22 protein-coding genes are annotated in these 25,989 nt (G+C 60.6%); 10 read left to right on the top strand and 12 right to left on the bottom strand.

Annotated features, from left to right (window positions below; translation table 11 throughout):
* Positions 1 to 56 precede the first annotated feature (56 nt).
* The 3 genes from CCGE525_RS30440 to CCGE525_RS30430 are packed head-to-tail and all read left to right on the top strand — an operon-like array spanning position 57 to position 2,992.
* A complete protein-coding gene (locus CCGE525_RS30440) occupies positions 57 to 995 on the top strand; it encodes a carbohydrate ABC transporter permease (protein ID WP_120707932.1) in 939 nt (312 codons plus the stop codon).
* Positions 995 to 1,903 carry a carbohydrate ABC transporter permease gene (locus CCGE525_RS30435; protein ID WP_120707931.1) on the top strand — a complete coding sequence of 303 codons (909 nt, stop codon included), beginning with the start codon at positions 995 to 997 and terminating at the stop codon, positions 1,901 to 1,903. Before CCGE525_RS30440 ends, CCGE525_RS30435 begins: the two co-directional genes overlap by 1 nt.
* Before the next feature lie 3 nt (positions 1,904 to 1,906).
* Positions 1,907 to 2,992 carry an ABC transporter ATP-binding protein gene (locus tag CCGE525_RS30430; RefSeq protein WP_120707930.1) on the top strand — a complete coding sequence of 362 codons (1,086 nt, stop codon included), beginning with the start codon at positions 1,907 to 1,909 and terminating at the stop codon, positions 2,990 to 2,992.
* A 46-nt stretch (positions 2,993 to 3,038) separates the two neighbouring features.
* Here the strand turns inward: CCGE525_RS30430 and CCGE525_RS30425 are convergent, their stop codons facing one another.
* The 11 genes from CCGE525_RS30425 to CCGE525_RS30375 form a co-directional block, all read right to left on the bottom strand.
* Positions 3,039 to 4,100, bottom strand: coding sequence for a class I SAM-dependent methyltransferase (locus tag CCGE525_RS30425; RefSeq protein WP_120707929.1), 1,062 nt, complete (start codon positions 4,098 to 4,100; stop codon positions 3,039 to 3,041).
* Between the two features lie 184 nt (positions 4,101 to 4,284).
* Positions 4,285 to 4,836 (bottom strand): glutathione peroxidase, encoded by a 552-nt coding sequence (locus CCGE525_RS30420; protein WP_120707928.1) that lies wholly within the window; start codon positions 4,834 to 4,836, stop codon positions 4,285 to 4,287.
* A 78-nt stretch (positions 4,837 to 4,914) separates the two neighbouring features.
* Positions 4,915 to 6,765 (bottom strand): ABC transporter ATP-binding protein, encoded by a 1,851-nt coding sequence (locus CCGE525_RS30415; RefSeq protein WP_120707927.1) that lies wholly within the window; start codon positions 6,763 to 6,765, stop codon positions 4,915 to 4,917.
* 51 nt (positions 6,766 to 6,816) lie between these two features.
* On the bottom strand, positions 6,817 to 7,575 hold the full coding sequence (locus CCGE525_RS30410; RefSeq protein WP_120707926.1) for a DUF1028 domain-containing protein: 759 nt from the start codon (positions 7,573 to 7,575) through the stop codon (positions 6,817 to 6,819).
* 4 nt (positions 7,576 to 7,579) lie between these two features.
* Positions 7,580 to 9,367, bottom strand: a complete 1,788-nt coding sequence (locus CCGE525_RS30405; RefSeq protein ID WP_120707925.1) for a gamma-glutamyltransferase family protein — start codon at positions 9,365 to 9,367, stop codon at positions 7,580 to 7,582.
* Between the two features lie 22 nt (positions 9,368 to 9,389).
* Positions 9,390 to 10,268, bottom strand: a complete 879-nt coding sequence (locus tag CCGE525_RS30400; RefSeq protein ID WP_120707924.1) for an ABC transporter permease — start codon at positions 10,266 to 10,268, stop codon at positions 9,390 to 9,392.
* Positions 10,265 to 11,212, bottom strand: coding sequence for an ABC transporter permease (locus tag CCGE525_RS30395; RefSeq protein WP_120707923.1), 948 nt, complete (start codon positions 11,210 to 11,212; stop codon positions 10,265 to 10,267). The genes CCGE525_RS30400 and CCGE525_RS30395 overlap by 4 nt, the downstream gene beginning before the upstream one ends.
* Before the next feature lie 77 nt (positions 11,213 to 11,289).
* A complete protein-coding gene (locus tag CCGE525_RS30390) occupies positions 11,290 to 12,798 on the bottom strand; it encodes an ABC transporter substrate-binding protein (protein ID WP_120707922.1) in 1,509 nt (502 codons plus the stop codon).
* An 87-nt stretch (positions 12,799 to 12,885) separates the two neighbouring features.
* On the bottom strand, positions 12,886 to 13,623 hold the full coding sequence (locus tag CCGE525_RS30385; protein ID WP_120707921.1) for a FadR/GntR family transcriptional regulator: 738 nt from the start codon (positions 13,621 to 13,623) through the stop codon (positions 12,886 to 12,888).
* A gap of 158 nt (positions 13,624 to 13,781) precedes the next feature.
* Entirely contained in the window at positions 13,782 to 15,227 is a 1,446-nt protein-coding gene (locus CCGE525_RS30380; RefSeq protein ID WP_120707920.1) for a M81 family metallopeptidase, read from the bottom strand.
* Between the two features lie 7 nt (positions 15,228 to 15,234).
* A complete protein-coding gene (locus tag CCGE525_RS30375) occupies positions 15,235 to 16,368 on the bottom strand; it encodes an ROK family transcriptional regulator (RefSeq protein ID WP_120707919.1) in 1,134 nt (377 codons plus the stop codon).
* Between the two features lie 171 nt (positions 16,369 to 16,539).
* Between CCGE525_RS30375 and CCGE525_RS30370 the strand changes: the two genes are divergently transcribed.
* The 3 genes from CCGE525_RS30370 (at position 16,540) to CCGE525_RS30360 (ending at position 20,016) form a co-directional block, all read left to right on the top strand.
* The gene (locus CCGE525_RS30370) at positions 16,540 to 18,066 is read left to right on the top strand and encodes an ABC transporter substrate-binding protein (protein WP_162950350.1); all 1,527 of its coding nucleotides are present in this window, start codon (positions 16,540 to 16,542) and stop codon (positions 18,064 to 18,066) included.
* Between the two features lie 157 nt (positions 18,067 to 18,223).
* Complete coding sequence (locus tag CCGE525_RS30365; protein ID WP_120707917.1) at positions 18,224 to 19,144, top strand: ABC transporter permease; 921 nt, start codon at positions 18,224 to 18,226, stop codon at positions 19,142 to 19,144.
* Positions 19,144 to 20,016: an ABC transporter permease gene (locus CCGE525_RS30360; protein ID WP_120707916.1), complete on the top strand. Its 873-nt coding sequence runs from the start codon at positions 19,144 to 19,146 to the stop codon at positions 20,014 to 20,016. Before CCGE525_RS30365 ends, CCGE525_RS30360 begins: the two co-directional genes overlap by 1 nt.
* A gap of 26 nt (positions 20,017 to 20,042) precedes the next feature.
* Here CCGE525_RS30360 and CCGE525_RS30355 read toward each other — a convergent pair whose 3' ends face one another.
* Positions 20,043 to 20,942, bottom strand: a complete 900-nt coding sequence (locus CCGE525_RS30355; RefSeq protein ID WP_120707915.1) for a LysR family transcriptional regulator — start codon at positions 20,940 to 20,942, stop codon at positions 20,043 to 20,045.
* Positions 20,943 to 21,056: 114 nt separating this feature from the next.
* Between CCGE525_RS30355 and CCGE525_RS30350 the strand changes: the two genes are divergently transcribed.
* The 4 genes from CCGE525_RS30350 to CCGE525_RS30335 all read left to right on the top strand — a co-directional run bounded on the left by CCGE525_RS30350 (position 21,057) and on the right by CCGE525_RS30335 (position 25,976).
* Positions 21,057 to 22,478, top strand: a complete 1,422-nt coding sequence (locus CCGE525_RS30350; protein WP_120708711.1) for an aldehyde dehydrogenase family protein — start codon at positions 21,057 to 21,059, stop codon at positions 22,476 to 22,478.
* A gap of 98 nt (positions 22,479 to 22,576) precedes the next feature.
* Complete coding sequence (locus CCGE525_RS30345; protein ID WP_120707914.1) at positions 22,577 to 23,053, top strand: nucleoside deaminase; 477 nt, start codon at positions 22,577 to 22,579, stop codon at positions 23,051 to 23,053.
* Positions 23,054 to 23,303: 250 nt separating this feature from the next.
* Positions 23,304 to 24,800 carry an MDR family MFS transporter gene (locus CCGE525_RS30340; protein WP_120707913.1) on the top strand — a complete coding sequence of 499 codons (1,497 nt, stop codon included), beginning with the start codon at positions 23,304 to 23,306 and terminating at the stop codon, positions 24,798 to 24,800.
* A gap of 192 nt (positions 24,801 to 24,992) precedes the next feature.
* A complete protein-coding gene (locus CCGE525_RS30335; RefSeq protein ID WP_425375908.1) occupies positions 24,993 to 25,976 on the top strand; it encodes an NADP-dependent oxidoreductase in 984 nt (327 codons plus the stop codon).
* Positions 25,977 to 25,989: the final 13 nt, after the last annotated feature.

The following is a 25,989-nucleotide window of genomic DNA, read 5'->3' as shown; positions in this document are numbered from 1 at the left end:
GGCGGCAGGGCCTACCTGCCGCCGGTTCCCATGAATGCGCAGGAGGAGCTTTATCCATGAGTACCCCGCAAACTGCTGCCGGAACCATCGCTGGGACCGTCGCCGGGACGGCTGCCACGAGGAAGAAGAGACATCTTTCCGCCTATGTCGCGCTGTTCCCAGCCTTTATCATCGTGTTGCTTGCCTATGTCGTAACGGTTGTCTGGAACATCTGGATATCGTTTACCGACAGCAAGGTGCTGCCAGTCAACATCTTTGTCGGCACCAAGCAGTACGAACGACTGTTCACGACGGCACGCTGGCTGCTTTCGCTGCAGAACGTCGTCGTCTTCGGTATCCTCTTCATCGCCGGCTGCCTGATCCTCGGCTTTCTTCTGGCTGTTGCGCTCGATCAGAAGGTTCGCTTCGAAAATACCTTCCGGACGATCTTCCTCTACCCCTTCGCAATGTCCTTCATCGTCACCGGCCTTGTCTGGCAGTGGATCATGAACCCGACGCTCGGCCTGCAAAGGGTCGCCGACAGTATCGGGTTCACCTGGTTCCGCTTCGACTGGATCGTCCAAAGCGACCTGGCGCTCTACGTCATTGTGCTCGCTGGCATCTGGCAATCGTCCGGATTGGTCATGGCGATCATGTTGGCGGGATTGCGCGGCGTCGATCGTGAACTCTGGAAGGCGACGCGCATCGACGGCATACCGACATGGCGCGTCTATCTCCACATCGTCATTCCGATTCTGAGGCCGACCATCATCACCGCCAGCGTGCTTCTGGCGATCGCCGTGGTCAGGGTCTACGAACTGGTGCTGGCAACCACCGGCGGCGGGCCGGGAATATCGACCGAAGTGCCGGGGAAATTCATCATGGATTACCTCTTCGGCCGCGGCAATATCGGCCTTGCGACCAGTGCCTCGACCGTCATGTTCATTACCGTGGTCATCCTGGTCACGCCGTGGCTCTACTACGAATATTTCCGTGATAAACCGAGGGGGAACTGATGACAATGCCATCTTCCGTCGCAAAGGTCATGGAGGGCCCGTCAGGGCACAAGCCGCAGCATCTGTCCCCGGCGCGTATCGGTCTTTATGCTTTTCTCGTGATAGCCGCGCTGTTCTTCCTGTTGCCGCTCTATGTGATGATCGTCACCTCGCTGAAATCCATGCCGGAAATCCGGCAAGGCAATATCTTCGCCTTTCCGCAGGTCTGGACCGGCGAAGCCTGGGTGCAGGCGTGGAGCACCGCTTGCACCGGCCTTGAGTGCGGCGGCATCAGCGTCGGCTTCTGGAATTCGGTGAAGATCCTGATACCAAGCATGATTATGTCGATCTTCATTTCATCGCTGACCGGCTATGCGCTGTCCTTCTGGCGGGTAAAGGGAGCGAACGTTCTCTTCGCTATCCTGCTGCTTGGCGCTTTCATTCCCTATCAGGTGTTCATCTATCCGCTGGTACTCATCTACCGCAGCGTCGGCGTCTATTCGACATTGCCCTGCATCATCATCACCCACACGGTCTTCGGCCTGCCGGTGTTGACGCTTCTGTTTCGCAACTATTATTCCAGCCTGCCGATGGAGCTGTTCAAGGCCGCCCGAGTCGATGGTGCGGGACTGTGGCAGATCTTCTTCCGGCTGATGATCCCCATGTCGATCCCGATCCTAGTGGTGGCGGGGATTCTGCAGGTCACCGGCATCTGGAACGACTTCCTCTTCGGCGTCGTCTTCGCCGGTCGGGAAAATTTTCCGATGACGGTTCAGCTCAACAACATCGTCAACTCGACCCAAGGCGAGAAGCTTTACAACGTCAACATGGCGGCGACCATCCTCACGGCTTTGGTTCCGCTGATCGTTTATTTCGGTTCGGGTCGCTGGTTCGTGCGCGGCATCACCGCGGGTGCAGTCAAGGGATAATTCATGGCCAATGTTTCCATTCGCGAACTCGCAATCGATTTCGGCACCGTCAGCGTTCTGAAATCGTTGAATATTGAAATCCAGTCGGGCGAGTTCATCGTCCTTCTCGGGCCTTCCGGCTGTGGCAAGTCCACTTTGCTCAACGCCATCGCCGGCCTCACCGACATCAGCAGCGGCCAGATCTGGATCGGCGACAGGAACGTCACCTGGGAGGAACCGAAAGACCGCGGCATCGGTATGGTCTTTCAGTCCTACGCGCTGTACCCGACAATGACGGTGGAGGGAAATCTTTCCTTTGGGCTGCGCATCGCCGGCATGAACAAGGATGAGATTGCCAAGCGCGTCGATCGCGCCGTGCAGATCCTGCAGATCGATCCGCTGCGTAAACGGAGACCAGGCGAACTTTCCGGCGGCCAGCGCCAGCGCGTCGCCATCGGCCGCGCACTGGTGCGCGACGTCGATGTCTTCCTGTTCGACGAGCCGCTTTCCAACCTCGACGCCAAGCTCCGCACCGAGCTGCGCGTCGAGTTGAAGCGCCTGCATGCGGGGCTTGGTTCGACAATGATCTACGTCACGCACGACCAGATCGAGGCGCTGACGCTCGCCGACCGTATCGCTGTCATGAGCGGCGGCGTTATCCAGCAGTTCGCCGCACCGAAGGAAATCTATCGCCGGCCGGTCAACCGTTTCGTGGCCGGCTTCGTTGGCTCGCCGTCCATGAACTTCCTGTCGGGGCAGGTTGCCAGCAATGGCGGTACGCCTGCTTTCATCCTGCCCGACGGGCGCAAGATCGACTTGAATGGTTATGAATTCTCGGGCACGCCTGGCGACGGACGCCCCGCAACGCTCGGTGTGCGGCCGGAACAAATGCAATTTGTCGCTGCCAACGGCCGGATGTCCAGCCTGCCGGCAACCTTCAGCATCGTAGAACCCATGGGCTCAGACAATCTGGTCTGGGGGCAGATTGGCAAAGAGACCATGTCGGTGCGTATCGATGCTGATGAGGATGTTGCGCTGGAAAGCGAGCAGCCGGTCTATTTCCAGCCGGCGCTCGCATCGCTGTTCGGCGAAGACGGTCAGCGTCTATAAAGGATCAAACTGCGCCGCGCGTTCGACCGAGCGCGCGGCGCAGCTTTCAGGCTCTCACTTCGAAGACCATGTTGAACGGCGTTTCGGTCGCCTTGCGGAAATGCGAATAGCCCGCATCCATGGCAACCTTGCGCAGTTTCATCTCGCCGGCTTGCGCGCCTAAACCCAGCCCGACTTCCTGTGACAGCGAGGCCGGCGTGCAGATCATCGTCGATGCGCCGTAGTAAACGCGGCCGACCGGGTTGAGATTGTCCTTCAGGCAATCATGCGCAAAGGGTTCGACGATCATCCAGGTGCCGTCGTCGGCGAGACTTTCCCTGACATGCTTTCCAGCGCCGACAGGATCGCCCATGTCGTGCAGGCAGTCGAACATCGCCACGAGGTCATAGCCGGCAGCCGGGAAATCCTTGGCGGTCGCCTGCTCGAAGGTGATGCGGCCATCGACACCCGCCTCTTTCGCTGCGGCTTTCGCCCGTTCGATGGAGGGGAGATGATAGTCGAAGCCGAAGAAGGTCGAGTTCGGATAGGCCTGCGCCATCAGGATGGTCGAGGCGCCATGGCCACAGCCGACATCGGCGACGGCCGCACCGGCTTGAAGCTTTTCGTGCATACCCTTCAGCGCCGGTATCCATTCCGCAACAAGATGGCTGTTGTAGCCCGGCCGGAAGAAACGCTCCGTGCCGCGGAACAGGCAGGCGCTGTGTTCATGCCAGCCGAGACCGCTGCCGGTCTTGAAAGCATTGGCGATTTTCGGCTCGTCGAGCCACATGGATTGAACAACTTCGAAGGCGCCGGTGAAGAAGGCGGGACTGTTTTCCTCCGCAAACACCATTGCCTGTTCGGGTGTCAGGTAGAAGCGCTCGGTCTGGTCGTCATAGCTGACATATTCGGCCGCCGCTTGAGCCGACAGCCACTCACGCACATAACGCTCCTTCACGCCGACCTTGTCGGCCAATTCCGCCGACGTCATCGGTGTTCCGTCCGCCATGGCCCTGAACAGGCCCAAATGATCTCCGAGCGTCACCAATACACCCGTGACGGCCGCGCCGAGATCGCCGACTAAGCGTCCGACTAGGGCGTCGAGTTTTTGCATATCAGGTTCGCGCATGACATCCTCCTCCCATCAGAGCTGATGCAGTGTTCCGTCCGGACGTGTATTCGAAAGTCGAAACATACTCCCGGGCGGGAGGGGAGGCAATGATACAACCGGGCTAAGCACGCTTCTTGCTGCCCATCAGAAAAGGCGTAACCTATTGAGGTAACGCCTTATTTTTGAAAATGTGCAAGGCGCTTCAGCCGGCGCGGGCCAGTTCCTTTTCCAGGACCGAGAGCAAGCGCGGATCATCTGCCGTAACGTCAGGTGCGAAGCGGGCGGCAACTTTGCCGTCCCGGCCGATCAGGAATTTTTCGAAGTTCCAGACGATGCCGCCGTCCTGTCCGGTTTGAAGGCCGTTTTTTGCAAGGCGCTCCCGCATCGGCCCGTCACCGGTCGTCACGACGTCAGAAGCGATCAAGCTGTTGTAAAGCGGATGCCGCTCCTCGCCTGTCACCGCGATCTTGGAAAACATCGGAAACTGCACGTCATAAGTCAGGGTGCAGAAGCTCAGGATTTCGTCGTTCGTGCCGGGCTCCTGGCCTTTGAAATCATTGGCGGGAAAGCCGGCGATGACGAGGCCGTCGTCGCGCTTGTCCTCATAGAGCTTTTCCAGCCCTTCATATTGCACCGTCAGTCCGCATTTGGAGGCGACGTTGACGACCATGATCACCTTGCCGCGATAGTCGGCGAGCGTCGTCTCGCTGCCGTCGATCTTTTTTACCGGAATATCGAGTACGGTATCAGTCATCACAATCACTCCAATCATTTTGAAAACGGGCTGCCGATATCAGCGCCGGAGCCTGCCGAAGTCAACGGCACGATTGCGTTACGCCGCCTCGTCCAGCCGCACCAGATGGCCATTCGCGACCTCACGAAATTGGCGCGCCGGCGGGTTATAGCCAACGGGCCGCACCGGGCTCTTCAGCTCGTCAACGGCGAGATTGCGCTTGATGCCGCGCCGGGACGGATCCGGCACCGGGACAGCCGCCATCAGCTTCTTCGTATAGGGATGCTGCGGGTTCTCAAACACCGAGGCACGGGGGCCGATCTCGACGATCTCGCCGAGATACATCACGGCGACGCGATGGCTCACGCGTTCGACGACAGCCATGTCGTGTGAGATGAAGAGATAAGCGAGATTGAGGCTCTGCTGCAGGTCCATCAGGAGATTGCAGACCTGCGCCTTGATCGAGACGTCGAGAGCTGAGACGCTTTCGTCTGCCACGATGACCTTCGGGTCGAGGGCGAGCGCACGGGCAATGCAGATGCGCTGACGCTGGCCGCCGGAAAATTCATGCGGGTAGCGCGACATCATATCCGCCTTCAGCCCGACACGCTCCAGCAGGTCGGCCGCTTTCTCGCGCGCCTGGGCGCGGGTGCCGAGCCCGTGCTCGATAAAGGGCTCAGCGACAGCGGCGCCAATGGTCATGCGCGGATTGAGGCTGGCAAACGGGTCCTGGAAGATCATCTGGATACTGCGGCGCATGCGGCGCAGATTGAGCGCGTCGAGCTTCATCACGTCGTAGCCGTCGAGCCGGACTTCCCCGGCATTGGGGTCGATCAGGCGCATGATCGAGCGTCCGGTCGTTGATTTACCGCAGCCGGATTCGCCGACCAGAGACAGCGTCTCGCCCTGGGCGAGATCGAAGGAGACGTTCTCGACGGCGTGGATGGCGCCGGTTACGCGGCCGAGAAGCCCACCTCGGGTAGCGAAGCGGGTCACGAGATTCTTCACTTCCAGGATCGGCGTCTTGCCGCGATCGACCGTGTCGGTGACTGCGGTCGGTTCCGTGCGCTCACCGGTGCTTGCATCGACGACCGGGAAGCGCAGCGGTTGCGGCTGCTCCTTCATCGAGCCAAGCCGAGGCACAGCGGAGAGCAGGGCGCGGGTATAGGGGTGCTGGCCGCGATGGAAGATATCGTCAGTGTTGCCGGTTTCCACCGCTTCGCCGCGATACATGACGATGGTGCGGTCGGAGATTTCCGCCACGACGCCCATGTCGTGGGTGATGAAGAGGACGGACATGCCTTCCTCTTCCTGCAAAACCTTGATGAGATCGAGGATTTGTCCCTGAATGGTGACATCGAGTGCCGTCGTTGGTTCGTCGGCAATCAAAAGCTTCGGGCGCGAGGCCAGCGCCATCGCGATCATGACGCGATGGCGCATGCCGCCGGAAAACTGATGCGGATATTCGTCAAAGCGGGAGGAAGCGTTCGGAATACGCACTTTTTCGAGCAAGCGGATGGTCTCGGCCTTGGCTTCGGCCTTGGAAATATCGCCGTGGCAGGTGAGCGCCTCGGAAATCTGCCGGCCGATGGTGAAGATCGGATTGAGGCTGGTCATCGGCTCCTGGAAGATCATCGCGACATCCTTGCCGCGCACCTTGCGCATTTCGTTGTCCGAGAGCGAAAGGATGTCGCGACCGTTAAGCTTGATCGAGCCTTCGATGCGGCTGCTGCCCTTGGCGAGCAGTCGCATGATCGAGAGCGAGGTGACGCTCTTGCCGGAGCCGGATTCGCCGACGATCGCGACCGTCTCGCCTGGCATGACATCGAAGGAGATGTTCTTCACCACCGTGCGCCATTCGCCATCGGCAAGGAACGATGTCGTCAGGTTGGAGACGGAGAGGACGGGCTTTGCGTCTGCTTTCGTCTGCGGAGCGGCAACGGTTGTCATAGGCTCACCTTTGTGATCTTGCGCATCGTATCAGGCATTACGCGATTCCGCTCATGACGGCTTCGGCGATGTGGCGAAGGAGGCCGATGGGCGGCCTTCGGCAATCCTTGCGGCCTCCAGTGCCGCGATCTTTTCGTCGATCTCTCGACGGTCGATCATGCCGCTCGGGTTCTGCCGCGTGGGCGTGGTCTCGGCAACATGCAGATAGCGTTCCTGTGCGACGGCATAGAGCCGTTCGAGCTCCGTCAGCGGATCGGCGCTGTCGTCGACACGGATGTTCAGCCAGGCATAATCCTGGTCGCGATAGATGACCAAAGCAGCGGATTGCTTGCCGCGTTTGTCGCCGCCCGCGTCCTCGCCGGCGCGCATGGCTTCGAGCAGCCGCTCGGCGAGCGGCATGCCCTGGGTCTTCTTGAAGGTCGACAGGCTCTTGGCGATGACCTGCGGACCGGCCAGCATGTTGCCGGCAACCGAGACATTTTCGTCGATCAGATGACCGGCCCAGTCGATGCATTTGGCGCCGGTGAAAGCGGCATTGTTGCCGTTGCTGTCGATCATGTGGAACTGGCGCTGTTCGCGACCTTCGTCGCGCGCGGTCAATGTCCTAATGATTTCCTCCGGCATGTGGCCGGCGGCAAGCATCGCCAGACCATCGATGCCGTAAAGCGGGCTGCTGAACGCCTGCGTCGCGACGGCGCCAATGCCGCCGCGAATATTCGGTACGATGTTGCCGACCGCGAAAAAGCGGGTGGCGACGGCGATGGCGAGATGGCCGGTTTCCGGCTCGCGCGTGACGATCGACCAGGTCATGAGCTTATCTCCCGACCGCATAGGCCTGCATCAAACGTGGGGTGGCCGCCGCGCGCAGCAGGCCGCTGGCATCGCGCCGCGCGGCGGTCAGCCGGCCGACCGTCCATTCCGGCGCAACCGTCAGTTTGTGGCCCTTCTTGCGCAGTGCATCGAGCATCTCGGCGCTGAAATTGGCCTCCGCCGTAATGCTGCCGGGCTCGCGGGTGCGGGGGTAGAAGGAGCTCGGGAAATGCGAGGTGTGGAACAGCGGCTGGTCGATCGCCTCCTGCAGATTCATGCCGTGATGGGCATAACGCAGGAAAAAGGCGAGCTGCCATTGCTCCTGCTGATCGCCGCCGGGCGTGCCGAAGGCAAGCGTCGGGCGGCCCTGGTAAAGGCCAAGCGATGGCGTCAGCGTGGTGCGCGGCCGCTTGCCGGGAGCGAGCGACGAAGGCAGGCCCGGCTTCAGCCAGAACATCTGCGCTCGGCTATTGAGACAGAAGCCGAGGCCTGGAATGATCGGCGAGGACTGCAGCCAGCCGCCCGAAGGCGTCACCGAGACCATATTGCCTTCGCGGTCGATCACGTCGATATGCACGGTATCGCCACGCTTTTCCGTCAGGTGCGACATGGTCGGCTCGTAGACCGCGCCGGCCTTGGCTTCCGGTGTATCCAGCATATCCATGGTGAGATCAAACTGGCTTTCGAAGCCGGCTAGCTTACCGGGACGCAGGGAATGAGAAGCCTCCGAGGTGATTAGCTTGCGGCGTTCCGCGGCATAGGCGTCGGACAACAGGATATCGAGCGGCACCTTGGTGAATTTCGGATCGCCGTAATAGACCTCGCGGTCAGCGAATGCGAGCTTCATGGCTTCCGTGATGGTGTGGACGAAATCCGCGCCGGCCGGGTCCATGGCCTTGAGATCGAAACCCTTTAGCAGCGACAGTGTCTGCAGGAAGGCTGGCCCCTGACCCCAGGGGCCGATCTTGGCGATCGTCCAGTTATGGTAATCATAGGTCAACGGCTCTTCGATTGTCGCCGACCAGTTGGCCATGTCGTCGGCCGTCAGCACGCCCTTGTGGTGTTGGCCGCTCGCATCCACGACTTCGGCCTTGCGCACATAGGTATCGATCGCCTCTGCGACGAAGCCACGATAAAAGGCGTCGCGGGCTGCTTCGATCTGCGCCTCGCGGCCGCTTTTGCTTTCCGCTTCCGAGACGACGCGCTTCCAGGTTTCGGCAAGGACAGGGTTCTTGAAGTTCGACCAGGGTTCGGGAGCGGAGCCGCCGGGCAGCCAGGTCTCGTAGGAGGTCGGCCACTCCTTGCGATAGAATTCGGCGAGACCGGCAATGGTCGCCGAGACACGCGGCAGCACCGGATGTCCGTGTTCGGCATAGTGGATTGCCGGTTCGAGGACGTCGCGGACGCTGAGCTTGCCGTAGTCGCGCAGCATCAGCATCCAGCCGTCGAAGGAGCCGGGGACCACGGTTGCGAGCAGGCCGTCGCCGGGGATCAGCGACAGGCCTTCGCCCGTATAGTGCTCGAGTGTGGCGCCGGCGGGGGCAGTTCCCTGAGCACAGATGACTTCGACCTTGTCCTTCTTCTTCGAATAGATCACCGCCGGCATATCGCCGCCGGGACCGCAGAGATGCGGCTCGAGGACCTGCAGAACGAAGCCGGTCGCGACCGCCGCATCGAACGCATTGCCGCCCTTTTCGAGAATGCCCATGCCGACCGCTGAGGCGATCCAGTGTGTGGAAGTCACGACACCAAAGGTGCCGAGGATTTCAGGGCGGGTTGTAAATGTGGTCATTATAGAAGTCCTTTCAGATGATTCACGCTTCGCGCGGATCGAGCGCATCGCGCAGGCCATCGCCCAGTAAATTGAAACCGATGACGACGAGAAAAATGGCTGCGCCCGGCCACATGGCCATCCAGGGCGCCTGCTCCAGGTAGTTCTTGGCCACATTGAGCATCGATCCCCAGCTAGGCGCCGGCGGCTGCTGGCCGAGGCCAAGGAAGGAGAGGCTGGCCTCGGCGATGATCGCTGTTGCGATGGTGAGCGTTCCCTGCACCAGGATAGGTGCGAAAACGTTCGGTAGGATGTAGCGGATGATGATGCTGAAATGGCGCAGGCCGATCGAGCGCGCACCTTCGACATATTCTTCCGTCTTCACCGCGAGTACCTGACCGCGCGTCAGGCGCACGAAGACAGGCGTTGCCGAAAGTCCGATGGCGATCATCGCATTGGTCAGGCTCGGCCCAAGAAAGGCGGCGAGCGCGATCGCGGTGATAAGAAAGGGCATCGCCAGGAAGGCTTCGGTAATGCGCGAGACGATCTGATCGATCCAGCCGCCGTAATAGCCGGAGATAAGGCCGAAAGGTACGCCGATCGCCAAGGCGATAGCGACGGAAAAGATGCCTGCCATCAGCGATGCCCGCGCGCCCCAGATCATGCGAGAGAGAATGTCGCGGCCGATATCGTCGGTGCCGAGCCAATGGGCGGCCGACGGCGCCTTGCGGATCGTCGACCAGCTCGTCGCGACCGGATCGGCCAACGGTAACACCGGCGCCAGAATGGCAAGCGTCGCAAAGAAAAGGATGATGGCGAGGCCGACCAGCGCCCCCTTGTTTGCCTTCAGTTTGCGCCAGGCGCGGTTCGGTGCGCGTTTGGCGGGGGCGGCCGCAGCCGACGTCTGCGCGATCGCGGTCATAGGGCGGCCCTCAGACGTGGGTTCAGAAGGACATAAAGAACATCGGCAATCAGATTCATCCCGATAAAGCCGACGGCGGTGCAGAGCACGACACCCTGGACGACGGCGTAGTCGCGGTTGAAGACCGCATCGACGATGAGCTTGCCGAAACCGGGAATGGTGAAGATCTGCTCGGTCAGAACCGCGCCAGCCAGCAGTTCGCCGAAGAGCAGCGCGCTGACGGTGACAACCGGCAGGATGGCGTTGCGAAACGAGTGGCTGAGAACGACGGCAGCTTCCGGAAGGCCCTTGGCACGGGCCGTGCGGATATAATCGGCGCTGAGCACGCTCAGCATCGAAGAGCGTGTGTGGCGCATCAGCGTGGCGGCGAGCGCATTGCCGAGCACGAAGGACGGCATCAGCATGGTCTGGATCGAACGCAGCGGATCGTCGAAGAATGGCTGATAGCCGGAAGCCGGAAGCCAGTGAAGTTTCACCGATATCAGCAGGATCAGCATGATCCCGAGCCAGAAATTCGGCACGGACAATCCGCATAGGGCGACGATATTGGCGAGGAAGTCGATGACGGTATTCTTCTTCACCGCTGCCAATATGCCCATGGGGATGCCGATGACGAAGGCGAAGATCATCGACATGACGGCGAGTTGAATCGTTACCGGCAGCTTCTCGGCAACCAGCGTCAACACCGGCTGGTTGGTGCGCAGCGAAATGCCGAGATCGCCGGTGACAGCACCCTTCAGCCAATAGCCATACTGATACACCACCGGATCGTTCAACCGGTATTTCTCGCGAAGGAACTCGATGACCTGCGGGTCACGCTCTTCGCCGGCCATCGCCAGGATCGGATCGCCCGGCAGAAGTTTCTGCAGGGAGAAAACGAAGATGGAGATGATCAGCAGCGTCGGTATCGCAACCAGCAGCCGCTTTCCGATATAGGTGTACATGAGCAGATCCTGACCTCGTCATCGATCATGGGAGGGCCATGCGGAGCGCAACCTGCACTCCGCATGGCGCTTTTGCGCTAGCTGCTCTTCTTCACGCCCACGAGGCGGATCATGCCGTCCGGCGAGGGCACGAAGCCGGTGATCTTCTTGTTGTAAGCCCAGATCCATGCCTGGTGGCCGAGATAGATGATCGGCAGTTCGTCATTCATGATCACTTCGGCGGCGTCATATTTCTGCTTTCGGACTGCATTGTCCTGCGACTGGCGCGCTTCCAACAGGAGCTTATCGACCTCCGGATTGCTGTATTTGGAGTCGTTGAGGCCAGCGCCGGTGGTAACGAATTGCTGGATATTGCCGTCGGGATCGGAGCGGCCAGACCAGTCGGAACGGCTGAGCTGATAGTTGCCGGCCGTCTGCGCGTCGAGCAGCGTGGCAAACTCGGTCGTTTTCAGCGAAACATCGAAGCCGACCTCGGCGACCATGGACTGGATGATCTGCATCGTCTGCATTGTGACCGGATTGTTGGCCACTGCAATTTCGACCGGCACACGATCGTACCCCGCCGCCTTGACCAGTGCTTTTGCCTTGTCGACATCGCGGGCGGGAACCGGAATGTCCTTGTCGTACCAGGGGCTGTTCGGCGCGAAGGGCTGATTGCCGGCAAGTCCGGTGCCGTCGAAGACCACCTGCATCGCGGCATCCCGATCGATCGCTAGCGAGAAGGCCTGGCGCAGGCGCTTGTCCTTGCCGAGCGGATTGTCGGCGCGCGCGCCGTTGCCGATATTGGCGTAGATCCCCAGCCAGCCCGTCCCGACCGCATCGGAATAGGCGAGATTGGAATCGCTCTTGACGGTGCCGACGTCGGATGCGGCTACACGTTCGATCATGTCGAGATCGCCCGAGCGCAGGTTAGCGAGGCGCACCGTCGTGTCGGGGATCGGCAGGTAGGTCACCTTGTCGACAAAGATATTGTCCTTGTTCCAGTAATCCTGGAACTTCTCCAGCACGATGCGGTCCTGCTGCACGCGCTCGACGAATTTGAACGGCCCGGCGCAGACCGGATGATCGCCGAACTTCGCGCCCAAAGCCTTGGCAGCCGTCGGAGAGACAATCATGCCGGCACGATCGGAAAGCTGGGCGAGCAGCGTGACGTCAGGTGCCTTCAGCGTGAAGGTCACTTCGTATTCGCCCGTTGCCTCGACCTTGGCGACGGAGGAGAGTTCGCTCTTGCGGCGCGATTCCGGCATCGTCTGGTTGCGTTGGATGGTGTCTACCACGGCCTGCGCATTAAACGGCGTCTCGTCCTGGAATTTTACGCCCTGGCGCAGTTCCATCGTCAGTTGCTTGCCGTCCGCTGACCATTTCCACGAGGTGGCGAGCTGCGGCACGAATTTGAGGTCCGGCGTCACGTCGACAAGCTTGTCGCAGAGCGCGGTGTAGACGATGCGGCCGACAAACGTGCGTGATTGCGCTGGATCCAGCACGTCGGCATCGTCCTGCAGGCCGATCTTCAGTTCAACAGCAAAAGCCGGCAGCGCGATCAAAGTTCCGACGGCCAGCGATGTCAGGAATTTGGCGATCTTCATGAGGTTCTCCTGTTATCATTTTGTTTTCAATGCATTCTCGGCCGGTTTCCTCTCCGGTCGTCAGTTTCGGCACAGAGGTGCCAATGATCATTCCAACTCGTCAGCCAGTTCTTTCTGTGGATGCTGAGCGTCGAGCGAGGTGACGCGAATCAGGCTTTCCTGCAGCACCAGCAGATGCTGGCGCATGGCTTCGGCGGCTTTCATTGGATCGCGGGCCGCGATCGCGTCGATGATCGCCACGTGTTGCGCGTAGGTTACCGGGCGTGTCCTGTTGATGTTGCGGGCCAATTCGCGAATGGTTTGCCATGCCTCGTCCTGACGGACATGGTTGATGACATCGAAGATCGTCAGAAAGAACTGATTGCCGGCGCTCTGTGCGATCAGGCGATGCAGTGCACCGTCCCAGAGTTCGCGGCTATCTGCATCGCCGCTGGCGAAGATCTTTTTCGTCAGCTCGTACATGCGGTCGATATCATCGGGCTTGGCGCGCATCGCCGCGAGTTGCGCGAGCTGCGGCTCGACGCGCAGGCGCACTTCCATGATTTCCATCAGATTGGTACCGGCAATCAGCGAACCGACGTGCTGGCTCCAGTCGTCCGGGCGCTGGCCGGCATAGGTGCCCGATCCCTGGCGCCGCCAGATGCGGCCTTCCGCTTCCAGCACTTCCAAGGCCCGTCTGATAGCGCGGCGGCTAACGCCGAACATATCCGAAAGCGCGCGCTCGGTCGGCAGCTTGCCATCTGGTTCCAGGTTGTCAGAGCCCAACAGACCCCGGAGTTTCTCCAGGGCGTAGGTCGAATTTTCCGGAAGACCGCTGGCTGGCATGGTGCTAAATGGTTCGTACCAATTTTCGATTGGTTCAATAGAAATTCAACTCACTTGCAGCGTCAAGCTCTTTCTTGGGCAATATATTGTGATGCGCAATAATTGTGCGTCGCACCTAATTTTGCAGCGAAAATCGGAGCGTCGTGCCTTCGCGATGGTCAGAGTCGGGCCGCCGAGCGTGCAGAGAGCGCCACCTCGGGCGTGAAGGTAAAATCCTTGTCGAAAGGATAGGTCGGCTTCTGCTTGCGCAGCCGCGGCAGGCGCTCGACGAACTGGTCGACGACGCCGGGCGACAATGCCATCAGGTTCGGACTGGCGATCGGAGCCAATTCCGGAGAGAGATAGCCGGACTTCACGACGACGATCTTGGCGCGATGCGGATCAAGGCCGAGGCGCGTGAAATCGGCGATATTGTGATACGGGCGACGTTTAGCAGATAGCACCAGATCGATGCCCCCAACCGAGACGACCGCCTGGTGATCCGCGGCGTCATCGGCTTTCAACAGGAACTTGACGGTGAACTCGGCGGTTACCGGTTTGCTACCCTTGGTGTCCAGAGATGCGCCGACAGCGAGCTCGAGTCTGGCGCCAACGCCGGCGGCGTAGCAGGCTTCGGTTGCCGCCTTGTCGGCGATCCCGGCAAAAACAACGCCGCTGGCTCCCTTTGCAATCAGTTCCGCCAGGACGTCGGCGCGATCGCCGACACCGCCGCCGGTCGGGTTGTCGCCGGATTCCGCGAGCACCGCAGGCGTTGTCGGGCTGGCGATTGCCTTGGCGACGCACTCCTCGATCGTGCCGGTCTCGCAGCCGAAGACGAAATCCTTGCGGACATCCCAATAGGCCTGCGCCAGCAGTTTCGCTTCGCGTTCGAGAACGGAACGGTCCGTGCCGGTCATGATGGCGGCGGCCGTGGCGCGCGGCTCGTCGGCCCAGACATAGCCGACCATCAGCGAGGCATCCCAGACACCGTCGATGGCATCGATGCCGGGCAGCAGGTCGTAGAGGCTCTTTGCGGGTTCATCGACCGTGCTGGTGCGCTCGCCGGGCAGCACGACCGGGATCGGCGCCCAGAGCAGAATCGGCTTTACGCCGGTTTTCAGGCTTTCGGTGAGCATCGTCACCGCGCGGCGCATGGTTTCCTCGACGTCAATATGCGGCGCGGTGCGATAAGTGGAATACATGTCCAAGGCATCGATGATGCGCTGCGTGACGTTGCCATGCAGGTCATAGCTGGCCGAAACCGTGCAGTCGTAGCCGACCAGTTCGCGGGCAGAGCTGATCCAGTCGCCCTCGGCATCCTCCATGCCTTCGACGTACATCGCGCCATGCATCGCAAGATAGAGACCGTCGAGCGGCAGCAGCGGCTTTAGCCGCTCCAGGAACTCCGCCTTGAAGGCTTCATAGGTGTGGCGGGCAACGGGCCCGCCGGCGATGGCCCTGGCGTGGATCGTCGGCAGGAATTCGGCGTCATAGTCTTTGAGAAATGCGAAATAGGGCGCAGCCGTCAATTCCTCGCCGCGGACGACGCGGAAATCCTTCTCTTCATTTAAGACGGGGTTGTACGTGCTGCATTCGATATGAATGCCACCGACGGCGATGCGCATAGGAACCTCAATTCAGGTTGGGACCAATCAGGAAATTATGAGCGGCAATGCTGGCGGCACCCCGCGCCCAGATGTCGCTGTCGACGCGCTGGGTACGGATCGGCGTCTGGCCGGCGTAGCGCGGTAGCACGTTGGCTTCGATCGCCTGCTGCACGACCGTGCCGAACAATCCGTCAAAATTGCCTTCGACGTGGGTGATCAGGATCATGCCGGGATCGTTGAACTGAATGATATGGGCGATTGCCAAGCCCAGGGCGGCGCCAGCCCGATGCAGAATGCGGATAGCGACGGCATTGCCGACTGACGCCTCTTCCTCCAACTCGGTGAGCGAGGTGCAGGAAAGACCTTCCGCCTTGGACATTTCTTTAATTGCCTTTATCGAGGCGACCGTATCGAGGCAGCCGCGCTTGCCGCAGCGGCAGGGCGAGCCGTTGGGTTCGATAGTGCAATGGGCAATTTCGCCGGCGCCGCCGTGGTTGCCGCGATAGAGCTTGCCGCGAATGAAATGGGCGCAGCCGATGCCATCGCCGAAGGAGACGACGCTGAAATTCCGGATGTCGCGGGCGATGCCGAACAGCTTTTCGCTGACGGCCACGGCCTTGGCATCGTTTTCGATGAAGGTCTCGACACCGGTCTTTTGCCGGACGATCTTGGCCAACGGCACGTCCTGCCAGCCAAGCAAGGTGGATTGCACGCAATTGGCCTGCTTCTCATCGACGAAACCGGAAAGCGCAACGCCGAGGCCCGACAATTTGTCGGCCACATCCGGCCGCCCTGCGAGGAGCTTCGGAAGTGCGTCGGCTATCAATCCCGCTATAATCTCAGGATCGCGCGACAGCGGCATGTTCTCCCGAGCAATGATCTTGCCGTTGAGATCGCTGAGGACCATTGGCGCCGGATCTTCCAACAGTGAAATGCCGACGAAGAACGCACCTTCGGGATGCAGGTCGAGCAGTATCGACGGCCGGCCCTGGCCGTAGACCGTCTCGGTCTCGTGCAGGACGCCGAGGGTAATCAGGTCACGGGCAATGCCGCTCATCGCTGCCTTGCTGAGCCCCATCGACGCGGCAAGAACCGTCCGGCTGAGTGGGCCGGACTCGCTGATGACGCGCAGGAGCTGTCGCTGCGAAGAGGTGAGCAATTCGATGTTCCGCCTGGGTGTTTGCCTATTATTTTGGCTTGACAATAAGTTCAGCAAATGAACAAATCAACCGCAATAAATTACAAAAAATGACTTAAGTCCATTGCCCGGTCGATGGATCAGAGACATTCAAAATGGGTGAACGAGATGACGATTTTCAGGAAAAAGCTCATGAAAAGCAGCAGCTTGCTCGCGATCGGCGTGATCGCTGGCGCGCTGTATTCGCCGATCGCGGCACTGGCCTCGACGTTGAACGTCATGCAGACCGAGGCGCCACGTTCGATGGATCCGGGCGACCAGACTGCAACCTATACCGCCGCTCTCCTCGACCCGATGTATGAGGGCCTTCTTGCCCGCAGTTCCGATCTTACGCTGAAGCCGGCGCTTGCCACCGAATGGAAGAGCGACGACGCCGGTCTCGTTTGGACCTTCAAGCTGCGCGAAGGCGTCACTTTCCACGACGGTACGCCGTTCAATGCGGATGCCGTCGTCAAGAACTTTGCACGCCATCTCGATCCGAAGCGCGGCCTTGCGGCCAGCGGCCGTTTGCGCACCTTCATCGACAGCGTCACGGCGGTCGATCCGATGACCGTACAATTCAAGCTGAAGCATCCTTACCCAGCCTTCCTTGCGCTTCTGACCACCGGTGCCTGCCTGATGGTGAGCCCGGTTGCGGATGCAGCGGGCACGATCGGCAGCAAGGCAGTCGGAACCGGCCCTTACAAGCTCGCGGAGTATAAATCCGGCGAATATGTGTTGGAAGCGAAAAACCCGAACTATTGGGGCGGTGCGCCGAAAGGGGTAGGCGAGATCAAGTGGACTTGGACGTCCGAACCCTCAGTCATGAACATGGCATTGCAGACGGGGGATGCCGATGTCGTCAGCCCGCTGCCGCCGGCCTTTGCCAAGCAGATCGACGCCAATCCGGATATGAAGCTCAACAAGAGCGAGGGCTCCGCCGTCTTCTGGCTGGCACTCAACACCAAGCTGAAGCCGCTGGACGATGTCCGCGTGCGTCAGGCATTGAACTATGCGACCGACCGTGCCGGCCTCGTCAAGGCGATCATGCAGGGCTATGCGACGCCGGCTAATTCGCCGCTCGCGCCGGTGACCCCGGGATATGACAAGACGTTGGCGTCCTATACCTACGATGTCGACAAAGCAAAGAAGCTGCTCGCTGATGCCGGCTATCCCAACGGCTTCGAGATGTCGACCATCGTCCAGGAGCCGGACGCCCGTCTTGGCGAAGTGCTCCAGGCCATGTGGGCCAAGGCGGGCGTGAAGCTCGATGTTCGCCGCATGGAAAGCGGCGTCTGGGCCAAGGCGGCTTTTGCCGATCCGGTCGGTAAGCAGACAGATGGCACCGGCTCGGTCGTCGCCTCCTGGTCATCGGGCGTGAATGGCGCAGACCTGCAGTTCCGCCCGCTTTATTATTCGGCGAGCGCCGCACCCGCCGGCGCCAATCTCGGCTTCTTCAACGAGCCGAAGCTGGACGAGGTGCTCGATAAAGCGGCATCCACGCTGGATGAAAGCGCCCGCAACGCGCTTTATGTCCAGGCGCAGAAGATCGTCAATGACGAGGCGCCGCACGTGCTGCTCTATACGACGCAGGACCTCTATGCGACCCGCGCCAACGTCAAGGGCGTCTGGGTCGTGCCCGGCGGCCAGATTGAGGTCAAGGACGCGACCAAGAACTAATGAATTGGCAGGCGGAGGCTGCCGGAGCGCCGTGCGTTCGAATGAACCACAAAGGTCGCTCTGGCTCTTTGAAGTCAGAGCATCCTGTATTCGTGTGATCACATTTGAATACCGGATGCCCTAGTCTCCGTCTGCCCCTCCCGGAAATGACCGTCTGATGAAAGCCTATATCGCCAGAAAGCTGCTTGCGCTGCCGCTGATCCTCATCGGCGTCTCGTTGCTGGTGTTTCTTGCCATTCGCGCTCTGCCCGGAGATCCCGCCCGCCTAATGGCCGGGCCGGAGGCGACGCAAACCGCAGTCGACGATATGCGCACGCGCCTCGGGCTCGACCGCAGCTTGCCGGCGCAATATGCCGATTTCGCTTACGGCGCGGTGAGGGGCGATCTCGGCATGTCGATCAAATCGAAACTGCCGGTCGTTTCGGAGATCGGCGAGCGTCTGCCCTATACGATCGCGCTGGCGATCACATCCTATCTGCTTGCCATCCTCGTCGGGGTACCGGCCGGCATGGCCGGTGCGATCTTTCGCCACCGTTGGCCGGACCAGATCGTCATGCTGCTTGCTATTGCCGGTGCGTCGATCGCGAATTTCTGGCTGGCATTGATGGCGATGAACACGTTCTCGGTTTCGCTCGGCTGGCTGCCGCTGCTCGGCGCGACGTCATGGAAAAGTTATATCCTGCCCTCCGTTTCGCTTGCCGTCCTGCCGATGGCCATCATCGCCCGCATGACTCGATCCAGCATGATCGAGGTGCTGTCTCAGGATTATATCCGTACGGCGCGCGCCAAGGGCGTGCCGGCTGTGACCATCTATTGGAGCCATGCGCTCCGTAATGCACTGCTGCCGATCATCACCATCGTCGGCCTGAATTTCGGCAGCCTGATCGGCGGCGCCGTGGTGACGGAATCGGTGTTCAACTGGCCAGGCATCGGCCGGCTTCTGGTCGATGCCGTTCGCTACCGCGACTATCCCGTCATCCAGGGCGTCACGCTGGTCGCGGTGACCGGCGTCGTCGTGATGAACTTCCTGGCGGAAATGCTGATTGCCGCCTTGAACCCGAGAATAAGGTTCGACTGATGGCGTTGACCGATACAGAGGCTGGAACGGCACCAGAGCGTGGACGCTATCGCACCGCGTGGCGCCGTTTGGCGGCCCATCGCGGCATTCTCATCGGCGGCATATTGATAGGCATCATCGTGCTGCTCGCCGTCTTCGCGCCGCTGATCACCTCGGCCGATCCCTATGCGCAGGACCTGATCAACACCATGCTGCCGCCGAGCTTCGACCATCCGTTCGGCACGGACGACAATGGTCGCGATATCTTCGCTCGAGTGATCTACGGCGCTCGTATCTCGCTGCTGGAAGTGATGCTCAGCGTCGGGCTTGCGACTGTCGTCGGCGTACCGCTCGGCATTGTCTCCGGCATGACCGGCCGCTATGTCGACCACGCCATCATGTGGGTCATGGATGTGCTGTTCGCCTTTCCGGGCGTCGTGCTCGCCATCCTGATTGTCAGCGTTCTCGGCACCAGTCTCGTCAACATGATGATCGCCATCGCGATCTTCTCAGTGCCGGTCTATGCGCGCCTCAGCCGAAATCTAACGCTTGGGCTGAAGCAGATGGAATATGTCGAGGCGGCGACTTCGCTCGGCATTTCACGCTCGCGGATCATGACGCACTATATCTTGCGCAACGCCATCGGCCCGATCATCGTGCAATCGACGCTGACGGCGGGAACGGTGATCCTCTCTGCCGCCAGCCTCTCCTTCCTCGGCCTCGGCGCACAACCGCCTCTGCCGGAATGGGGCGCGATGATGAGCGACGGCCGCAACTATCTCGGTCTGAACATCTATATGTCGCTGTTTCCCGGTCTCGCCATCATGGTCACCGTGCTCGGCTTCAATATACTCGGCGATGGCCTGCGCGATATGCTCGACCCGCGTCGCTAGCGACGCGAGGCTGGGGTTTTCGGCAATCAGACATGCCGGCCGATCTCATGGATAAGATCAACGAACGCCCGCAGCCCCGCCGGCAGGAGCCGGCGGCTGGGATAATACAGACAGAGGCCGGGCAGAACGGGCGTCCAGTCCTTCAGCACGTGCAGCAATCGTCCCTCGGCTATATCGGCGGCAGCAGACCATTCCGAAAGATGCGCCAAGCCGGCGCCTTCGCGGGCCGCTTCGAGGATCAGCGTCGGCTCATCGAGTGTAAGGGAACCCGGAACATCGAGGGTCAGCACTTCGCCGTGCCCTTCGAATTCCCAGCGATAGGGCGCGCCGCTCGGCAAGCGGGCACGGATGCAGCGATGCTGCATCAGATCCTGCGGCTTGCCGGGCTGCGGGTGCCTCTCGAAATAGTTGCGAGATCCGACGACGGCATAGCGTAACGGTGGGCCAAACGGCACGGCAATCATGTCTTTTGGGACCGTATCCACCGTGCGGATGCCGGCATCGAAGCCACCGACGACGATATCGATCATCCGGCCTTCGGTGACGAGGTCGACCTGCATGTCGGGATAGCGGTTAAGGTATTCAAGAACGATCGGCGTCAGCACCTGGCGCGCCGCCCCAACGGAACTGTTGATGCGCAATATGCCGGCCGGGGTGTCGCGAAGGCTGTTAACCGCCTCCACGGCGCCCTGGATGTCCTTGAGCGCCGGCGCGACCGTGGCGACGAATTGCTCCCCGGCCGCTGAAAGCGACACGCTGCGCGTCGTCCGGTTGAACAGGCGCACACCAAGCCGGGCTTCCAATCCGGCGACGGCATGGCTCAGCGCCGTCGACGACATGCCAAGCTCCACCGCGGCGGCTCGGAAACTGCCGCGTCGGGCGACGGCGATGACGGCTTCGAGTTCGATCAATCCAGATTTGTGCATTATCCCGATTTCTGCACCACTTCGTGGCGATTTGTCCCGCTTATCGATGCAAACCTATCGGCTTATATCAGAAATGACCAGAGACACCGCCATCAGCCGGGCAAGGAGATCATCATGCGGATCATCGACAAGATTTATATCGACGGCGACTTCGTCACGCCGCACGGGGAAGAGCTTTTCGATCTCTTCAATCCGGCAAAGGGTAAGGTCATCGGCAAGGTCAGGCTCGGCGACGAGGAGGATGCACGTCGCGCCATCGCCGCCGCCAAGCGGGCCTTTCCGTCCTTCTCACAAACGAGCAAGGAGGAGCGCATCGCCTTGCTGCATCGCCTGCACGATGCCGTTCTCACAAAGGCGGACGCCCTGACGGAGGCTACGATCGAGGAATATGGCGGCCCGGTTTCTCGTGCCGCCTGGGCGACACAATATGCGGCCGATTGTTTTCTCAATGCCGCGAAAACGCTCGGGCAATATGAATTTACCCGGCGGATCGGATCGGCCGAGGTGATCATGGAGCCGCTCGGCGTGGTTGGTCTCATCACCCCCTGGAACAACGACTACGGTTTCATCTGCAACAAGCTCGCGACCGCGATTGCCGCGGGCTGCACCGCTGTCATCAAGCCGAGCGAGATGAGTGCTTTGCAGACTGAGATCCTGACTGAGTGCCTGCACGATGCAGGCTTGCCGGCCGGCGTGTTCAACATCGTCAACGGGCGCGGCGATGTGGTCGGCAGCAAATTGAGCAGCCATCCCGATATTGCCAAGATCTCCTTCACCGGCTCGACCGCCGTCGGCAAAGCCATCCTGCGTACGGGCGCTGAAACCATGAAGCGGGTGACGCTCGAGCTCGGCGGCAAGTCGCCGACACTGGTTCTCGAGGACGCCGATTTTGCCGAAGCCATTCCGCATGTCATCGCTGCCGGCTTCGCCAATAGTGGCCAGGCCTGTATTGCAGGCACGCGTGTGCTCGTGCCGGAATCGCGCGCCACGGAATTCGACGCGATGCTCAAGGCTGCGGTCGAAAATATCAAGGTTGGCGACCCCCGTGATCCCGCAACCGCGATCGGTCCGATGGTCAGCCAAAAACAATATGAGCGCGTGCAGCGCTACATCCATCTTGGGACCCGGGAGGGGGCGACCGTTCTTGTCGGCGGCGAAGGCCGGCCGGACGGTCTGGAGAACGGCTATTTCGTCAAACCGACCGTTTTCACCGGTGTCACCAATGACATGACGATCGCTCGCGAGGAGATCTTCGGGCCGGTCCTCTGCGTCCTCACCTACGGGAGCGAAGACGAAGCGATCGCAATCGCCAACGATACCGTCTACGGCCTGCAGGCCTATGTGATCTCCTCCAATCCGACGCGCGCCCGCGCGGTCGCCTCGCGCGTCGCGGCCGGTCGCGTGCTGATTAATGGTTTTCACAACGAGCCCATGGCGCCCTTTGGCGGTTTCAAGCAATCCGGCATCGGCCGCGAATATGGTGTTTTTGGTCTGGAAGCCTATCTGGAGCCGAAGAGTGTAATCGCCCCTGCTTGAGCAACGCATTTCCTGCACCAGCCTCGAAATAGCGACTTGTCAGCCGGATCTGTCTCGCGCAAGCTGTTGATATCGCATTTCATTGCAGGGCTGTGCTCATGATCGCTCCTCTCGATGACGAAGTCTTTCTGCGTCGCTCCTTCGAGGTGGCGTCACGGGCGCGGCTGAATGGCAATCATCCTTTCGGTGCCATTCTGGTCGGGCCTGACGGCACGGTACTGATGGAGCAAGAAAACGCCTACAATCCGACGCAGGACATGACCGGCCATGCCGAGCGCGTGCTGATGACGCGGGCATCGCAGCAATATTCGCCGGGATTCCTCGTGCAATGCACGATGTATACCTCCGCTGAACCCTGTGCCATGTGCGCCGGCGCCGCCTATTGGGCGGGCGTCGGCCGTGTCGTCTATGGTCTTAGCGAAAGCCAGTTGAAGGCGATCACCGGCAATCACCCCGAAAATCCGACACTTGATCTGCCCTGTCGCGTGGTCTTTGAAGCGGGTCAGCGTAAAGTTGAGGTCGTCGGGCCAATGCTCTGCGAGGAAGCGACGGCGCTGCATGATGGCGTGTGGTGATCCGCAAACTGCATCGCAATCGGTCCAAAATTTCACAAATGCGAGAAGTCGCGGAACAGGGCGCGCATTTGTTAAACGGTTGACATGTGCTGGCGTAAGTATGCAATGCTTATTATAATGATTCAGCAGGCCAACGTCCCTGTAGTTGCTTAATCCTCCAACGTTGATCCCAAAATTTATCGTTCGCCCATGGCCGTCTCGACGGTCCGGGCGCGTTTGCCGCCGGGCGGTACAGTCAGAAAGGAATGTCATGTCCAGCACGGCCGATCGTTCGAGACGTCCGTTGGTCATTGTCTCGATCATGCTCGCGACCTTCATGGTCGCAGTCGAGGCGACGATCGTTGCCACCGCCATGCCCCGCATCGTCGGCCAGCTTGGCGGCTTCACCTATTATAGCTGGGTTTTCTCCGCCTTCCTCCTGGCACAGTCCACGACGACGGTGATCTATGGCAAGCTGTCGGATATTTTCGGTCGCAAGCCGATCCTGATCGGTGGCATCCTGATCTTCCTTGTCGGTTCGGCGTTGGCGGGCTTTGCCTGGTCTATGGCCTCCCTGATTGCCTTCCGGCTGCTGCAGGGTCTCGGTGCCGGTGCGATCCAGCCTGTGACGATGACCGTGGTCGGCGATCTCTACAAGCTGGAAGAACGCGCCAAGGTGCAGGGCGTGCTCGCCAGCGTCTGGGCGGTCTCGGCCGTCATCGGCCCGCTTGCCGGCGGTATTATCGTCGACAATTTCTCCTGGGCGTGGATCTTCTGGATCAACCTGCCTGTCGGTGTGCTGACCATCATCGGCTTCTCGCTCTTCCTGCATGAGCAGATCACGCCGCGCGAGGCGAGGATCGATTATCTCGGCACGATCCTGTTCTCCATATCGATCATCTCGCTCCTGGTGATCCTCACTGAAACCGACTCCGGCTTCGCCGTCCTCGGCTCGCTCGCGATCGTCTTCGTCGTCGCCGGCTTGCTATTCCTCTTGCAAGAACGCCGTGCGCCGGAGCCGATCATCTCGATCGAGCTCTGGGGCCGACGGCTGGTGGCGACCAGCAATGCGGCCACGCTTCTGGCTGGCATGGCTCTGATCGGGTTGACGACCATCCTGCCGATCTATGTGCAGGGCGTGCTCGGCCGCTCGCCGCTGGTGGCCGGTTTCACGCTGACGATGCTGATTGTCGGCTGGCCATTGGCGGTAATGCTTTCGAGCCGCTTCTTCCGTACGTTCGGCATTCGCAGGACGCTGCGTGTCGGCAGCGTCATGTTTCCCTTCGGCTCCGCTTTTCTTCTGTTCCTCACGCCGGAGAGCAGCCCTGTCCTGGCCGGTATCGGCTCTTTCCTGATGGGTTTCGGCATGGGTCTCATCAGCCTCACCAGCATCGTGCTTGTACAGGAGAGTGTGGAATGGTCGATGCGTGGCAGCGCCACGGCGTCCATCATCTTTTCGCGCAGTCTCGGCAATACTCTCGGGGCGACCGCCTTGGGCGCGGTGCTCAATATCGGTATTGTTCATTTCGGCAGCGGCGAGCTAGCCGCCAAGCTGCATGATGTCTTGAACCAGCCGAGCGGCCTTTCCGATCTCGCCGGTAATCCGGCAATCCGTGCCGTCTTCGATGCTGCCTTGCATTGGACCTTTTGGGGTGTCGTCGTGGTCGCGGTCCTGACTTGTGCGACCACCTGGCTCATTCCGGTGGCGCATGATGCCGGCCGACGGCAGATGCCAAAGACGGATGCGCAGGAGGCGATGACGCACTGAGTCTCTGCCATTTTCTGGATGTTGGGCAATCCGGCGAAATGCGATGTACTCCGCGGGTCATTTTGCGATTATCCGCTCTTGCTTGATGATCCTTCCGGCACAAGGGCAATTATCAAATCCGCCGGATTGCAGCAGTTTCTCCGTCATGAAAGGCCGCTCAACGGCTTTGGTTCAACACGAAGGAATGCAGCCATGAACACGCAAACCAATACCGAAATGCCGCGTCACGAGGACACACAGCCAACGATGCGTACCGCCAGGGTCCATGAATTCGGCGGGGTAGATTCCATCATCATCGAGGACATTGCCCGCCCGCAGCCGGGCAACGACGAAGTGCTCATCCGCGTCGGAGCTGCCGGCGTCGGCCCGTGGGACGGCTGGATCCGCGCCGGCAAAAGCGCGCTGCCGCAGCCTTTGCCCCTGACGCTTGGCTCGGACCTTGCCGGCATCGTCGAGGCTGTCGGCCCTGGCGTGAGCAAATTTGCAGTGGGCGATGCCGTCTTTGGTGTCACCAATCCGCGCTTCATCGGCGCCTATGCTGACTATGCCGTTGCCACCGTCGGCATGATCGCCAAGAAGCCGGCCTGGCTCGACGATGTCGAGGCTGCTTCACTTCCTGTGATAGCGGTGACGGCATGGCAGGCGCTGTTCGATCGGGCAAAGCTCCGGCGCGGCCAGTCCGTGTTTATCCATGGCGCGGCCGGCAATGTCGGTGCCTATGCCGTGCAATTCGCCCACCGCGCGGGCTTGGAAGTCATTGCCACCGCGAGTGCCCGCGATATCGAGCGAGTCCGGAAACTCGGTGCGGACCGTGTCATCGACCGCAGCCAGCCGTTTGAAGAGTTGGTGAGCGATGTCGATGCCGTCATCGATCTTGTCGGCGGCGACACGCAGACCCGGTCCTTCCAGGTGCTGCGTACCGGCGGCAAATTGATCTCGGTCGTCTCGCAGCCGGATCAGGACGAAGCCAAACGCCGTGGCGTGGAAGCCGCCTTCTTCCTTGTCAACGTGACGACGGCGACCTTGACGGAGATCGCTGCGATCATCGGGGCCGGGCAGCTCGTCACCAATGTCGGCGCCGTTCTGCCCTTTGCCGATGCGAAATTGGCGCATGAAATGCTGGAAGGCATGCGCCCGAATCCCGGCGGCAAGATCGTCTTGAAGATCGGTGCTTGAAGGCGTTCACGTC

Origin of the sequence: Rhizobium jaguaris, from assembly GCF_003627755.1 — a bacterium.
Taxonomy (GTDB): Bacteria; Pseudomonadota; Alphaproteobacteria; order Rhizobiales; family Rhizobiaceae; genus Rhizobium; species Rhizobium jaguaris.
This window is presented reverse-complemented; position numbering and strand designations above follow the sequence as displayed.